The organism is Amycolatopsis sp. NPDC028719 (assembly GCF_055565395.1).
The window spans coordinates 936,572-950,323 of record NZ_JBVHUL010000005.1; the positions used below are offsets into that span (position 1 = coordinate 936,572).

The window sequence follows — 13,752 nt, forward strand, 5'->3', positions numbered from 1 at the left end:
GGGGCCTTGCCCATCGGCATGGGTGGGCGCAAGTCGCTCAATGGCCGGATGGTGTCGCTTCGGCAAGGGTTTCGAGCGCGCGGGTGTGGTTGACGAGGTCGCGGAGGGAGGCCGGGACGAACTCGGCGATCCGGCGGGCCCGGTCGGATCGTTCGACCAGTTCGCCGGTGGGGCCGAGCAGCCGGTCGGCGTGGGCGAGGGGGAGGCTCTTGGGCAAGGGCAGCATGCCCGCTTTGCTCAGCGCCAGCCGGAGCTGCTCACCGGCCAGCGCCCCGCCGTGTGCGGTGGTGGAGTACGACACGATCGACGCGGGTTTGCCGGCGGCCTCGGTGGCGAGGAAGTCCAGGGCGTTCTTCAGCGCTGCCGGCGGCGCGTGGTTGTACTCGGGTGTCACGAAGACGTAGGCGTCGGCAGCCGCCACGGCTGTGAGCCAAGCCCGCACGGCGGCGGACGGGCGGCGGTCGTCGTTGGCCAGTGGTGCGAGCGGCTCGTCGAAGAACGGCATCGGGTGGTCGGCCAGGTCGAGCACGGTGAACTCGGCGCCGTTGACCAGGGCTGCCTTGTCCATGACGAACCGGCAGACGCGGTCGCCGACCCGCCCAGGGCGGGTGCTGCCGAGGATGACCTCGATCTTCATCGCCGCTCCTCGTTCTCCAGGAGTTCACAGATCGTCTTCAGGGTGCGGATCGTGGTGGACATCGCGGCGTCGGTCAGGTGCTCGCCGCCGAGTCGCTCGTACTCGCGTTGGACGGCCAGCCCTTCCGTTACGAGGGATCGGCCTGCGGGGGTCAATGTCAATGTGTGCTCACGACGAGACGCGGCCGAGGTCGCGACCGCCAGCCATCCGCGGTGCCGGGCGGTCTCGACGTGACGGCTGACCGCCCCCTTCGTCAGGCTCAGGAGGTCGGCGATCTCCTGTTGCGACGGGGGGACTTCGCCGGCGTCGGCGATCGACCGCAACACCAGGAACAGGGTCCGGCCGATGCCGATCCGCTGCTGGAACCGGCGATCACCGGCCCGTTCGCTCAGCAACGCGGCCCGGTGCAGGTAACGCATGAGGTCCCGGTGCAGGGACGGTTGCTGCTTCACGGTGACAGTCTATACGTAAACAGTTGATATGTGAACTGTCCGATCGGAACGATCGGCTCCGGCGGTCAGCTCCCTGTGTAGAAACCCCGCGGGCGGAATCGGTACGGCCGCTCGCGGTACTCCTCCAGCGCGTGCGCCAGCCACCCCGCGGTCCGCCCGATCGCGCGGATCGTCTCGCCCGCACCCGGCACCATGTCGGAGGCCTCGGCGAGCACCGCGAGCGCGAGGTCGACGTTCGGCCGCATGGCCGGCCGTGCAGCCATCAGCTCGTCCACTGTGGACCGGATCGGGCTCGGCGCGTGGATCAGTTCGAGCAGCCTCGCCGCCCGCGGGTCGCCCTCGGGGTAGAGCGGTTCCCCGAACCCCGGCACGCGGCCGGTTTCGTGGGCGCGGTCGGCCACGGCGGCCATCGGGTCGGCCAGTTCGGCCGCCGAACGCAGGAAGCGGCGCACCGCTTCCGCGGCCGCCCCGTGCGTCGGGCCGTCCAGGGCTCCGAGCCCGGTCGCGACCACCGCGTACGGATGCGCTCTGGTGGACGCCGCCGTGCGGGCAGCCATCGTCGACGACGCGAGATCGTGGTCGGCCAGCAAAACCAGAGCGGCGTCGAGCGCGCGGATCCCGTCCTCGTGCGGCTCCTTCGCGGTCAGCGCCGACCACAGGCGCACCGCGAGCGGGTCCGCCGGCCGGGCGTTCCCGTACGAGGGCAGGGCGTCCACCATCACCGCGAGCAGGGCCCGGCCGGCGCCCACCACGATCGCCGGATCCACGTCGTAGCGCAGCGGATCCGCGGTGGCGGCGGCTCCGACGATCACCGGCAGCAGGTCCACCGGCCGCGCCTGCCGCGCGAGAGGCCGGATCACCGCGCACGCGAGTTCGCGCACGGGCTCGGCCGCCACGAACGCCGCGTCCTCGGCCGGCACGCCTGTCCACAACAGGTTCGCGACGGCCTCGAAGGTGGTGGTACCCGCGAGTTCGGCGGCGTTCCGGCCCCGGTAGTACAGCGCGCCGTCGCGGATGACGGTGAGCGCCGTCTCGATCGGGGCGGATTCCGGTGCGCCCCTGCGGTTCCTGGCCGCCAGGCGCCGGACCTCCTCGGCGTCGAACCGGCTCGTGCGCCCGTCGGCGGCCCGTGTACTGCTCAGCAGCCCGCGGCTCACGTAGGCGTACACCGTGTCCGCCTTCACCCCCAGCAGACGGGCGGCCTGCGCCGTGGTGAACGTCCGATCGGTCATGCCGCCAGCATCTCACATTGATTCCATCAAGATTGACGACCTTGATCGTGGCGGCGATGCTCGGCGGACCGAACCGGATCGACAGGGGGCGTGGTGTCCGAGAGCCGTATCGCGTGGCGCGGGCTGCCGCCGCTGGCCGTGCCCGCCTACCGGAAGCTGTGGATCGTCTCGGTGCTGTCCAACTTCGGTACGTGGATGCACAACACCGCGGCGGCCGCGCAGCTCGCGCTCTCCTCGCCGTCGCCGCTGATCAACGCGCTGCTCCTGGCCGCGGCCACCCTGCCGGCCGTGGTCCTGTCGTTCCCGGCGGGCGTGCTGGCCGACCGGATCGGCCGTGGCCTGGTCCTGTTCTGGGCCAATGTGACCGGCGCCCTGGTGGCGGCGGTCTTCGCCGTGCTCGGGTGGTGCGGCGGCCTCGGCCCGGTCGTGATCCTCGTGCTGACGTTCGCGCTCAACGCGGGCTGGGCCGCCGGCTACCCGGCGTGGAACGCGGAAGTGTCCTCGGTGCTGCCGGCGGATCTGGTGAAGGACGGTTCGGCGCTGAACAGCCTGTCGTTCAACCTCGCCCGCACGCTCGGCCCGGCGGCCGGCGGATTCGCCTTCGGCGCGGTCGGCGGGTTCCCGGTCTACCTCGCCAACGCGCTGTCCTTCGCCGGTTTCGTCCTGTGTTTCCGGAAGAGCCGGATAGTCGTGACGTCGAACGTCGCGGGCTCGTGGCGGGATTCGCTGCGGGAAACCACGGCGTTCCTCCGGGCCACGCCGCGATACCGCGAACTGCTCGTGCGCGCGGCGACGTTCTTCTCGCTGGCTCAAGCGATGTCCGCGCTCGTCCCGGTGTACGTCCTGACGGTCCGGCGCCTTTCCGCCACCGACCTCGGGTTCGTGCTGGCCGCGTTCGGGATCGGCGCGGTCTGCTCGGCCGTGGCCTACCCGAACCTGCGCCGGTACGTTCCCGAGCGGGCGCTGCGGTCCGCGTGCGCACTGTTCGCCGCGCTCGCGCTCACGGCACTGCCCTTGCTCGGCTCGGTGCCGGCGTTGTTCGCGACCGGCCTCGTCTTCGGCGCCGCGCAGGCGTCGATGGTCACGGTCAACAACGGTTTCCTGCAGGCGACCGTGGCCCTTTCGCTGCGGTCGCGGGCGGTGGCGCTGTACATCGTCGTGCTCTACGGCGCTCAGACGATCGGTGCGGTCACCGCGGGCGCCCTGTCCACGTGGTGGGGCGTCGGCCCGGCGGCGTGGACGATCGCGGCGCTGCTCGCCGCGTGCGCACTGCCGGGCAGAACAGGTGATCCGGCATGACCGCCGTTCGGCCGGTGCGGTGAGCTATGCGCCGGGGCGACGGGGTGCGTGGTCCAGCAGAGTTTCGGCGGCCGCGCGGGCGTGGCGGCCGTAGCCGGGGTCGTTGAGGACCATCGCGCGGCCGGCCGCGCCGTCGGCGAGGGTGACCAGCTGCTCGGCCAATGGTGGTGGCTCGGCGATGCCCAGTTCGTCGAGGAGACCGGTGACCAGGGCGAGCATGACGAGTTTCTGCTCGCGCGCGAAAGCGTGCACGCGGCCGGCGGGGTCGGGGTGCTCGGCCGCCGCGTGGATGAACGGGCAGCCATGGACGATGCCGTCCGGCCACGGTGGCACGACGAACATCGCGAGGAGCCGGTCGCGGGCGGGCAGGTCGGTCCGCTTCAGGGTCTCGAGCAGCGTGTAGCCGGACTGCAAGAGATGGTCCAGGTGGGCCAGGACCAGGTCCTCCTTGGTGGGGAAGTGGGCGTACAAGGTCCGCTTGGACACCGGGGCGTGGGCGGCGATGTCCTCCATCGTGGTCGCGGTGATGCCACGCGCCGCGAACAAGGTGCTCGCGGCGGCCAGCACGCGCTCGCGGCCGCCTCGCCCGGCTCGGCGGGCCGGTTCGTCTCCCATGCCGCCAACAATACGGCAACGTTTACATAGCGCGGAGCGTCCGCTACGGTCGCGCAGGTAAACGTCAGCGTGTACCTAAGGAGTCGATGTGACCACGGTGATGAGCGGAGTGGCGGAGCGGCTCATCCGGGACAGGCGCGCGACCAGGGGATTTCTGCCCGACCGCGTCCCGGACGAGACCATCGAGGCGATCTTCGGCCTGGCCGCCGCCGCGCCGTCGAACTCCAACGCGCAGCCCTGGCAGGTCGAGGTGGTCAGCGGAGCCGCGCGGGACAGCCTGGCCGACGCGATCGTGGCCGCGGAGCGCGCCGGCCGGCGGACCGCCGACTTCCCGTACAGCGACGACATCTACTCGCCGGTGCACCACCGCCGGCGTGCGGCGTTCGGCGCCGCCTTGTACGACACGCTCGGCATCGCCCGCGGTGACCGCGATCTGCGTGCCACGTACGACGAGAAGAGCCTGCGGTTCTACGGTGCGCCCCACGTCGCTCTGCTGTACGCGCCGGAGTCCGGCGACCCGCGGCTGACCGCCGACGTGGGCATGTACGCGCAGACGCTGCTGCTGGCGATGGCCGCCTACGGGGTGGCCAGCTGCCCTCAAGCGCTGCTGAGCTTCTACGCCGACACCGTGCGCGAGACGCTCGGCATCGCCGGCGGGAAGCTGCTGTTCGGAATCTCGTTCGGCTACTCCGATCCCGGCGCCGCGATCAACTCCCTCACCGTCGGCCGGGAGCCACTGGAGAACACGACCCGCTTCCATCGCTGACCGCAGCGTGCATCGAGGAAAGACGGCGTGGACTGAGTCAGCGGGGCGACGGCGCGGGGAGACCGGCGACGGCCAAGGCTTCCCAGAGCGGCTTCGCGTCGTACCGGCGGGGGCCCAGCCCTTCGACGAACTGGCACCCGAAACCGGCGGCGGTGAGGGTCGTCGTCCGGCCCTGCGCGTCGAGGAAGCGGAGTTCGTAGCTCGGCCCGAGTTCGAGGGTGCAGGCCAGCTCCTCCGGCGGGGTCGGCAGCGAACACGCGGCGGCGGCGATCTTCTTGATCACGGCCGCGTCCGTGGTGCGGGTTTCGCCCGGCTGGTGCTCGTCCGGTCGGTGGCCCGAGGGGAACGGGAACGTCGGCTGGAGCGGGCCGCGGCCGACGAGTTCGCGGGGTTCGTAGGTGGGGGAGCACAGCGCCGGTTCGTTCCCGGACCCCGGTCCGGCGAGGCCGCACGCCGTGACGGTGACGACGAGGAGCAGGAAACCCGGCAAGGCGGGCAAGCTTCGCATGGGCATTCTCCAGGGACGGAAGTGCCCGGCCGGACGGTTGCACGCCGGCCGCGGAGGTCAAGCCCCGGCAACCGTTGCGTCCGCCCGGGTTTCACCGGCGACGGCGGGGGAAGCCGTGCGGGGCAGCTCGTTCCCCCAGGAGGTTGTCATGGCGGCGACACCCGCGTCATCGGCGGTCCGGACGCTGATCCCGGCCCGCATCGACCGGCTGCCCTGGTCGCGGTTCCACACCCGGATGGTCGTCGCGCTCGGGGTGGCGTGGATCCTCGACGGCCTGGAAATCACGGTGGCCAGCGCCGTCGCCGACACCCTCACCAAGCCCGAGACGCTGCACCTGTCGTCGGCGGCGGCGGGGTTGCTGGCGACGATCTACCTGGCCGGCGAGGTGGTCGGCGCCCTCTTCTTCGGCAACCTGTCCGACAAACTGGGCCGGCGGAACCTGTTCATGCTCACCCTGGCGGTCTACCTCGTCGGCAGCGGCCTGACCGCGGCGACACTGGGCAATGGCGCGGGCTGGGTCGCCTTCCTCTACGTCACCCGGTTCGTCGCCGGCATGGGCATCGGCGGCGAGTACGCCGCGATCAACTCCGCCATCGACGAGCTGATCCCGGCCCGCTACCGGGGCCGGGTCGACATCGCGGTCAACGGCACGTACTGGGCCGGCGCCGTGCTGGGCACCATCGGGACCTACATCCTGCTCAACCGGATGGACATGTCGCTGGGGTGGCGGCTGGGCTTCCTGATCGGCCCGGTGCTCGGGCTGGTGATCCTGCTCGTGCGGCGGCATCTGCCGGAAAGCCCGCGCTGGCAGGTCATGCACGGCCGGGAGCACGCCGCCGAGGAGTCGATCAAGCAGATCGAGCACGAGGTGGAGCAGTCCGGCCGCAGCCTGCCGCCGGTCGACCGGAGCAAGGAGATGGAGGTGACGCCGGCCGAGCGGATCGGGTACGTGGCGCTGGCCCGGGTGCTGTTCCGCGAGTACCCGTCCCGGGCGATCCTGGGCGCTTCGCTGATGATCAGCCAGTCGTTCCTGTACAACGCGATCTTCTTCACCTACACCCTCGTGCTCGGCAAGTTCTACGGGGTGCCGTCGGTGGCCACGCCGATCTACCTGATCGCGTTCGCGGTCGGCAACCTGGTCGGCCCGTTCACCATCGGCCACCTCTTCGACACCCTCGGCCGCCGGACGATGCTCTCGGGCACGTACCTCGTTTCCGGCGTCCTGCTCGCCGTCACGGCCGTGCTGTTCTACACCGGCTCCCTCACCGCGATCACGCAGACGATCGCGTGGTGCGTGATCTTCTTCTTCGCCTCCGCCGGTGCCAGCGCGGGTTACCTGACCGTCAGCGAGATCTTCCCGCTGGAGGTGCGGGCCAAGGCGATCGCGGTGTTCTTCGCGATCGCGCAGTGCTTCGGCGCGCTGGGACCGGTCTTCTACGGCGCTCTGATCGGCACCGGGGACCACCCCGGCCGGCTGTTCCTCGGTTACCTGCTCGGCGCGGCCGTGATGATCGCGGGCGGCCTGATCGCCCGCTTCCTCGCCGTCGACGCCGAAGGCAAGTCCCTGGAGGACATCGCCCAGCCGCTGGCGGCGACCGGCCGCCGTGGCCGCACCCGCGCGGAAGGCGCGTCTTCGCCGTTCTCCACCTGAGCCCGCTCGGCGCTCTCACCCTCGTTCTCGTCGTCCCGGTGCCGGGACGACGAGCACGATCGCGGTGACGAGCAGCCAGAACACCAGCATCGTCCCGGCGCCGCCAGGGCTGCCGCCGAGCGCGTACCGCAGACCGACCACGACGAGACAACGCCACAACCGGGGAGGCATCCTCCCGCCATACCCGCCCGTACCGGGTTTACCCCTGCACGCGCGACGAGAACGCCTTTTCGGTGCCGCAAGCGGATTCCCCGCCGGTCACCGCCACTGCCCGGCCCAGAACCGCGCGGCCGTCAGCCGGTGCGCCGGGTCGAGGCCCGCAGTCGCAGGTCCGGGGTCAGGAACACCGGACCGGCCGGGGTTTCCGCGCCGGCCAGGCGGGCCAGCATCAGCTCGACCGCACGTTCGGCCAGTGCCTCGTGGGTCAGGTCCATCGCCGTGATCGGCGGGGTGCCGGCGCGAGCGTGCTCGCTGTCGGTCAGGGCCGCCAGCATCAGCTGGTCCGGGATGCGCAGTCCCTGCGCCGCGGCGACTTCGGCGATCAGCGCGGCGAAGTCGCTCGTCGCGACCACGATCGCGTCCGGCCGGTCCGGATCGGACAGCAGGGGCTGCACCAGTTCGGCGGCGTCGGACATGCTCAGGCCCTCGCTCAGCAGGCCGGTCCGTGGCGGCAACGCGCGCCGCGCGCACCACGCCGTGTACGTCTCGCGCGGCCTCCGGTTCCACGCGTTGTCCTCGGTGCCCGAGAGCAGCAGGATGCTGCGCGCACCCTGGTCGTAGAGGTGCTCCAGGAGCGCTTCGACCACCGGCGGGTAGTCCAGCCGGACCGCCCACGGCAGCTCCGGCCGGTCCGGGTCCTCCTCGACGGTCACCACGGGCAGGCCCCGGCCGAGCAGTTCGGCCAGCGCCGTGTCGCCCCCGTACGGGTGGGCCACGATGCAGCCGTCCATCGGGACGCTCGCCACTGCCGGGTCGCGCAGGTCGGGTACGTGGATCAGCCCGGTCCGCTGCCGCAGCATCTCGGTCGCGACCGCGCCGACGAGCCGGTTGAACGTCTCCGCGCGGTCGGGCGTGCCGGCGACCGCGTAGCGCGGGCGCAGGATCAGCCCCACCAGGCCGGACCGGCCGGTTCGCAGCGAGCGGGCACTGGGGTTCGGGTCGTAACCCAGTTCCGCCGCGGCCTCGCGCACGCGGGCCTGGGTAGCGGCCGAAATGGGCCGCTGCCCGGAGAACGTGTGCGAGACCGTGCTGATCGAAACCCCGGCGCGCTCGGCGACCTCGCGGATCGTCACGGTCCGCCGGGCCGCCTCCCCGTCCACCCTCGTTCTCCCTTCGCCCCGCCTCACGACGGCCCAGTATCGCCCACCGGCCGGCGGCCGGGGTCTTGACACCGCGCCGACGCGCGGGTTTGATGCCGCAAAGCTCATCAAAACGTTTTGATGATGATAGGAGGCGCCATGGCCGCCCCGCACGAATCCGTCCCGCCCACCGTCACCACCGCGCCGACGGTCGGCGACGTCTGCACCGGCATGCGGCTGACCCGCCGGCACTGGCTGGCCGGCTCGGTCCTGTTCTTCGCCTTCGTCATCGAGGCCTGGGAGCAGGTCGGACTGGTCTACGTCTCGACCGGGATCGCCGGCGACTTCGGCGTCGACAACACGAAGCTGGGCTGGGCGCTGTCCGCGGTCGCGTTCGGCATGGTGCCCGGCGCGCTGCTGTGGGGCGGCCTGATCGACCGGCTCGGCCGCCGCCGCGTCACGGTCGCGAGCCTGCTGCTGTACGCGGTGCTCGCGCTGGCCGCCGGGCTTTCCCCGGCGTTCTGGCCGTTCCTCGCGCTGCGGTTCCTGTCCGGCGTCGCGTTCGGCGGGGTCTACGCGGTCACGTTCCCGTACTTCCTCGAACTGCTGCCGACCGCCCGCCGCGGCCAGGGCGCCGTCGCACTCAGCATCGGCTTCCCCATCGGCACCCTGCTGTGCATCGGCGTGAGCCAGTCGCTGGGCACCATCAGCTGGCGCGCCGTCGCCATCGTCGCCGCGCTGGCCGGGCTGTGGGCGTTCGCGGTGCTGCGCTGGGTGCCCGAGTCGCCGTACTGGCTCGCCCGGCGCGGCCGGCACGCGGAAGCGGCCGCTGTCCTGCGCGGCCTCGGCGCGGACATCCCGGCGGACACCACGTTTTCCGCCGAGGACGACGGCGGCCGGGCGGGCCTGGTGCGCACCCTGTTCCGGTCGCCGGTGCGGCGGCGGTTCCTGCCGATGCTGCTCACCTCGTTCACGTTCAGCTGGGGCTACTGGGGTCTGCAGACCTGGCTGCCGGTGCTGCTGCAGAACCGCGGGCTGAGCGTGTCCGGCGCGCTGTGGTTCGTCGCGGTGACGCAGGTCGTGTCGGTGCCCGGGTACCTGCTCGCCGCGTGGCTGACCCGCCGCCACGGACGCAAGCGGATCTTCCTGCTGTTCGCGCTCGCCTCGGCGATCGGCGGCGTGCTCTTCGGCCTCGCCACCGGTTCCGCGCAGCTGTACGCGGGCAACCTGATCCTCGCGTTCTTCTCACTCGGTGCCTGGGGCATCTGGAACACCTGGTCGGCCGAGGTGCTGCCGACCGGGCTGCGCGGTGTCGGCTACTCCTGGTCGACCTCGGCGATCCTGCTGGCGAACACCGTCTCCGTGCCGGTGATCGGCGCCATGATGGATCACGGCGTGGCGTCCTCGCTGACCGTCGCGTCGATCATGGCGTTCCTCGTCGTCGCCCTCCTCGCCGTCCTGCCGCTGCCCGAGACCGAAGGCCGCGCGCTCACCTGATTTCCCCCATCCGACAAGGAGTTCCCATGACCTACCGGGTCGCCATGGACATCGGCGGCACCTTCACCGACGTGGTCGTCCACGACGGCGCGACGCAGCGGCTGCGCGCGGGCAAGGTGCTCACCACCCCCGACGACCTCGCGCGCGGCGTCTTCGGCGCGCTGGAGCAGTTCGACCTGCCGTTCGCCGACATCGAGTTCTTCGTGCACGGCACCACGCAAGGGCTGAACGCGCTGCTCGAACGGCGCGGCGCGAAGGTGCTGATCCTGACCACCCAGGGGATCGGGGACGTCTACCGGATCGCCCGCGGCAACCGCAACCGGCTGTTCGACCTGCACTACCGCAAGCCGGTGCCGCTCGTCGGACCGGAGGCGGTCGCGGAGGTGGCCGGCCGGCTCGACGCCGGCGGCACCGAACGCGAACCCCTCGACGAAGACGCCGTGCGGCTGGTCGCCAAACGCGTGCGGGCGGAGGGTTTCGAGGCCGTCGCGGTGTGTTTCCTGTTCTCCTACCTCGATTCCGGGCACGAGCGCCGGGCCGGGGAGATCCTGCGCGAAGAACTCGGCGACGACGTGCTGGTCGTGCTCTCCCACGAGGTCGCCCCGGAGTGGCGGGAGTACGAGCGGACGTCCACCGCCGTGCTGGAGGCCTACACCGGCCCGTCGGTGCACCGCTACCTGGACCGCATCGAGGGCCGGTTCACCGAGAAGGGCCTGCACGTCCCGGTGCACGTCATGCAGTCCTCCGGCGGGCTGGTCAACGCCGGGTTCGCCCGGCGGCACCCCTTGCAGACGCTGCTGTCCGGCCCGGTCGGCGGCACGATGGGCGGGGTCGCGGCGGCGAAGCTGCTCGGCCGCCCCGACCTGATCTGCGTCGACATGGGCGGCACCTCGTTCGACGTCTCCCTCGTGCTCGACCACGCGGCCGACGTCTCGCCGGACGGCGAGGCCGAGGGTTTCCCGCTGCTGATGCCGCTGGTGAACCTGCACACGATCGGCGCGGGCGGCGGTTCGCTCGCCTACGCCGAGGGCGATGCGCTGCGCGTGGGCCCCGAATCGGCGGGCGCCGTGCCCGGCCCCGCGTGCTACGGCCACGGCGGCACCCAGGCCACGATCACCGACGCGAACTGCGTGCTCGGCCGGGTCGACCCCGCGTCCTTCGCCGGCGGCGGCATGGATCTCGACCTCGACGCCGCGCACCAGGCCGTCGCGACCCTCGCGGAGCAGCTCGGCATGGACCCGGTCGAACTGGCGTCCGGCATCTGCGACGTCGGCAACGCCAAGATGGCCCAGGCGATCCGCACCCTGACCGTCGAGCACGGCCGGGAACCGGGGCAGTTCGGGCTGCTCGCGTTCGGCGGCGCGGGACCGATGCACGCGGCGTTCATCGCCCGGGAAATCGGCATCACCGAGGTGATCGTGCCGCGGTTCCCCGGCGCGTTCTCCGCGTGGGGCATGCTCGAAGCCGACGTCCGGCGCGACTTCACCCTGCAGTTCTTCGCAAACGGCGCAGAGCTCGACACCCACGCCCTGCGCGCGGCGCTCGACTCGCTGCGCGAGCAGGCGCTGGAAGCGTTGCGGGAGCAGGGTATCGCCGAGGACCGCCGGTCGGTGACCCACGGCATCGACATGCGGTACGAGAGCCAGGACTACACCCTGACCGTGCCGGTCCTCGACACGGATCCGGTCGACAGCCCCGATTTCCTGCCCGCGATCGAAGCGCGCTTCGCCGAGATCCACCACCAGCGCTACGGCCACGCCACGCCGGGCGCGCCGGTGCAGTTCGTCGCCCTGCGCACCACCGGCCACGGCGTCGTCGACCGCGGCGCGGCGGCGGCCGACGGGGCGCCCGAACGCTCGGACCCGGTGACGCGCGACGTCGTCTTCGCCGGGAAGGCCGTGCCCACCACGATCGTGGCGCGCGCCGCGCTCGCGCCGGGCAGCCGGCTCGCCGGACCCGCCATCGTGCACGAGGAAACCGCCACGACGGTCGTCCCGCCGGACGCCGAACTCGCCGTCGACGACCACGGCTTCCTGGTCATCACCCTCGCGGCCGCCGACCACCTGCAGGAGGACCACGCGTGAGCATCAGCCCCGTCACCACCGAGATCATCCGCTCGGCGCTGATCCAGGCCGCCGAGGACATGAACATGACCCTGATCCGGTCGTCGTACACGCCGACGATCTACGAGGGCAAGGACTGCGCGGTCGCGCTGCTGGACCGCCACCACCGCGTGCTCGGCCAGTCGTCCGGGCTGCCGATCTTCCTCGGCAACCTCGAGGTCTGCACCCGCCACACCGAGGAGCTGTTCGGCGCGGACGTGTGGCAGCCCGGCGACGTGTGGGTGCTCAACGACTCCTACATCGGCGGCACGCACCTCAACGACTGCACGGTCTACGCGCCGATCTTCGTCGGCGGCGAACTGGCCGGGTTCGCGACCTCACGCGCACACTGGATCGACATGGGCTCCAAGGACCCCGGCGGGTCGATGGATTCCACGAACATCTACCAGGAAGGGCTCCGCATGGGGCCGACGCGGATCGTCGCCGGCGGCGTCGAGTGCGCCGACGTCCTGCGGCTGATCGAGACGAACGTGCGGTTCCCGTACGTGACGCTCGGCGACATGCGCGCCCAGATCGCGTGTGCCCGCATGGGCGTGCGGCGCCTCGGCGAGCTGTTCGCCCGCTACGGCGCGGAAACCGTCGACGCGGCACGCGAGCAGATCTTCGCCCAGACCGAACGGCTGGAACGCGAACGCATCGCGGCGATCCCGGACGGCGAGTACGAGGCGACCGGCTACCTGGACAACGACGCGATCGACCCCGCCACGCCGCTGAAGGTGCGCGTGCGGGTCGTCGTCGCGGGCGAGTCGATGACCATCGACCTCACCGACTGCGCCGACCAGGCCACCGGCCCGGTCAACTGCGGCCGCTCCCAAGCGGTTTCCGCGGCCCGCGTGGGCTACAAGCTGCTGATCTCCCCGCAGGTGAGCCTCAACGGCGGTTCGTTCGCCCCGCTGGAGGTCCAGGTGCGCGACGGGTCGATGCTCGGCGCGCGGGAACCGGCCGCGTGCCAGTACTACTACTCCAGCCTCGGCATGCTCATCGACCTCGTCGTGGCCGCGCTCGCGCCCGCCATGCCCGACCGGGTCGCCGCGGCCAGCTACGGCGACTCGATGATCGTGCAGTTCGCGGGGGAGCACCCGCGCACCGGCGAGCCGTTCGTGACACTGGAGGCGACCGTCGGCGGCTGGGGTGCGTGGGACGGCAGCGACGGAGAGACGGCTTTGATCAACAACGTCAACGGATCGCTGCGCGATCTGCCGATCGAGGTCGTGGAGACGCTGTACCCGGTGCGGGTCGGCGAATACCGCATCCGGGAGGGCTCCGGCGGCGCGGGCCGCTGGCGCGGCGGCGACGGCGTGGTCCGCGAGTACGTGATGGAAGCCGACCAGGACCTGTCGCTGTGGTGGGAGCGTTCGGTGACGCCGGCGTGGGGCCTGTTCGGCGGCGAAGCCGGCGCTCCGCCGCGCGTGGTGCTGAACCCGGGCACCCCGGACGCGCGGGAGATGCTGAAGGTCAACAGCCTCCGCGTTCGCCGAGGTGACGTGTTGCGTTGCGAGTCCGGTGGTGGTGGGGGCTACGGTTCGCCGCACTTGGGGTAGTCCGGTTTCGCCACGGCAGCAGGGCGTGGAGCCCCTCGGCTGCGGGGGAGCCGGGCGGCGTTCGCCGCGATGGCGCCTTGCGTTTCGAGCCCGGTGGCGGCCGCCGCACCTGCGGTAGCCCGGTCTCGCCACG

The 13,752-nt window shown here is 71.7% G+C and carries 13 protein-coding genes; 6 read left to right on the plus strand and 7 right to left on the minus strand.

Going from position 1 to position 13,752, the window contains the following annotated elements; genetic code table 11:
- Positions 1-37: 37 nt before the first annotated feature.
- From ACZ4TR_RS27685 to ACZ4TR_RS27695, 3 genes are all read right to left on the minus strand, one after another.
- Entirely contained in the window at positions 38-637 is a 600-nt protein-coding gene (locus tag ACZ4TR_RS27685) for an NADPH-dependent FMN reductase (RefSeq protein WP_465289675.1), read from the minus strand.
- Complete coding sequence (locus tag ACZ4TR_RS27690) at positions 634-1,089, minus strand: MarR family winged helix-turn-helix transcriptional regulator (protein WP_465289676.1); 456 nt, start codon at positions 1,087-1,089, stop codon at positions 634-636. The genes ACZ4TR_RS27685 and ACZ4TR_RS27690 overlap by 4 nt, the downstream gene beginning before the upstream one ends.
- Before the next feature lie 65 nt (positions 1,090-1,154).
- Positions 1,155-2,321 (minus strand): citrate synthase, encoded by a 1,167-nt coding sequence (locus tag ACZ4TR_RS27695; RefSeq protein ID WP_465289677.1) that lies wholly within the window; start codon positions 2,319-2,321, stop codon positions 1,155-1,157.
- Positions 2,322-2,414: 93 nt separating this feature from the next.
- Between ACZ4TR_RS27695 and ACZ4TR_RS27700 the strand changes: the two genes are divergently transcribed.
- On the plus strand, positions 2,415-3,620 hold the full coding sequence (locus ACZ4TR_RS27700; protein WP_465289678.1) for an MFS transporter: 1,206 nt from the start codon (positions 2,415-2,417) through the stop codon (positions 3,618-3,620).
- Between the two features lie 24 nt (positions 3,621-3,644).
- Here ACZ4TR_RS27700 and ACZ4TR_RS27705 read toward each other — a convergent pair whose 3' ends face one another.
- Positions 3,645-4,235, minus strand: a complete 591-nt coding sequence (locus tag ACZ4TR_RS27705) for a TetR/AcrR family transcriptional regulator (protein WP_465289680.1) — start codon at positions 4,233-4,235, stop codon at positions 3,645-3,647.
- Between the two features lie 88 nt (positions 4,236-4,323).
- On the opposite strand from ACZ4TR_RS27705, the gene ACZ4TR_RS27710 reads away from it, so the two are divergent.
- The gene (locus ACZ4TR_RS27710; RefSeq protein WP_465289682.1) at positions 4,324-5,001 is read left to right on the plus strand and encodes a nitroreductase; all 678 of its coding nucleotides are present in this window, start codon (positions 4,324-4,326) and stop codon (positions 4,999-5,001) included.
- A 37-nt stretch (positions 5,002-5,038) separates the two neighbouring features.
- Here the strand turns inward: ACZ4TR_RS27710 and ACZ4TR_RS27715 are convergent, their stop codons facing one another.
- Positions 5,039-5,509, minus strand: coding sequence for a hypothetical protein (locus tag ACZ4TR_RS27715; protein ID WP_465289684.1), 471 nt, complete (start codon positions 5,507-5,509; stop codon positions 5,039-5,041).
- Positions 5,510-5,657: 148 nt separating this feature from the next.
- On the opposite strand from ACZ4TR_RS27715, the gene ACZ4TR_RS27720 reads away from it, so the two are divergent.
- A complete protein-coding gene (locus ACZ4TR_RS27720; RefSeq protein WP_465289686.1) occupies positions 5,658-7,160 on the plus strand; it encodes an MFS transporter in 1,503 nt (500 codons plus the stop codon).
- Between the two features lie 15 nt (positions 7,161-7,175).
- Here ACZ4TR_RS27720 and ACZ4TR_RS27725 read toward each other — a convergent pair whose 3' ends face one another.
- Positions 7,176-7,331, minus strand: a complete 156-nt coding sequence (locus ACZ4TR_RS27725; RefSeq protein WP_364521363.1) for a hypothetical protein — start codon at positions 7,329-7,331, stop codon at positions 7,176-7,178.
- Positions 7,332-7,453: 122 nt separating this feature from the next.
- Positions 7,454-8,479 (minus strand): LacI family DNA-binding transcriptional regulator, encoded by a 1,026-nt coding sequence (locus ACZ4TR_RS27730; RefSeq protein ID WP_465289687.1) that lies wholly within the window; start codon positions 8,477-8,479, stop codon positions 7,454-7,456.
- 138 nt (positions 8,480-8,617) lie between these two features.
- On the opposite strand from ACZ4TR_RS27730, the gene ACZ4TR_RS27735 reads away from it, so the two are divergent.
- The 3 genes from ACZ4TR_RS27735 to ACZ4TR_RS27745 are packed head-to-tail and all read left to right on the plus strand — an operon-like array spanning position 8,618 to position 13,619.
- Positions 8,618-9,955 carry an MFS transporter gene (locus tag ACZ4TR_RS27735; RefSeq protein WP_465289689.1) on the plus strand — a complete coding sequence of 446 codons (1,338 nt, stop codon included), beginning with the start codon at positions 8,618-8,620 and terminating at the stop codon, positions 9,953-9,955.
- Positions 9,956-9,981: 26 nt separating this feature from the next.
- Complete coding sequence (locus ACZ4TR_RS27740) at positions 9,982-12,039, plus strand: hydantoinase/oxoprolinase family protein (RefSeq protein WP_465289690.1); 2,058 nt, start codon at positions 9,982-9,984, stop codon at positions 12,037-12,039.
- Positions 12,036-13,619, plus strand: a complete 1,584-nt coding sequence (locus tag ACZ4TR_RS27745) for a hydantoinase B/oxoprolinase family protein (RefSeq protein WP_465289692.1) — start codon at positions 12,036-12,038, stop codon at positions 13,617-13,619. The genes ACZ4TR_RS27740 and ACZ4TR_RS27745 overlap by 4 nt, the downstream gene beginning before the upstream one ends.
- The last annotated feature ends 133 nt before the right edge of the window (positions 13,620-13,752 follow it).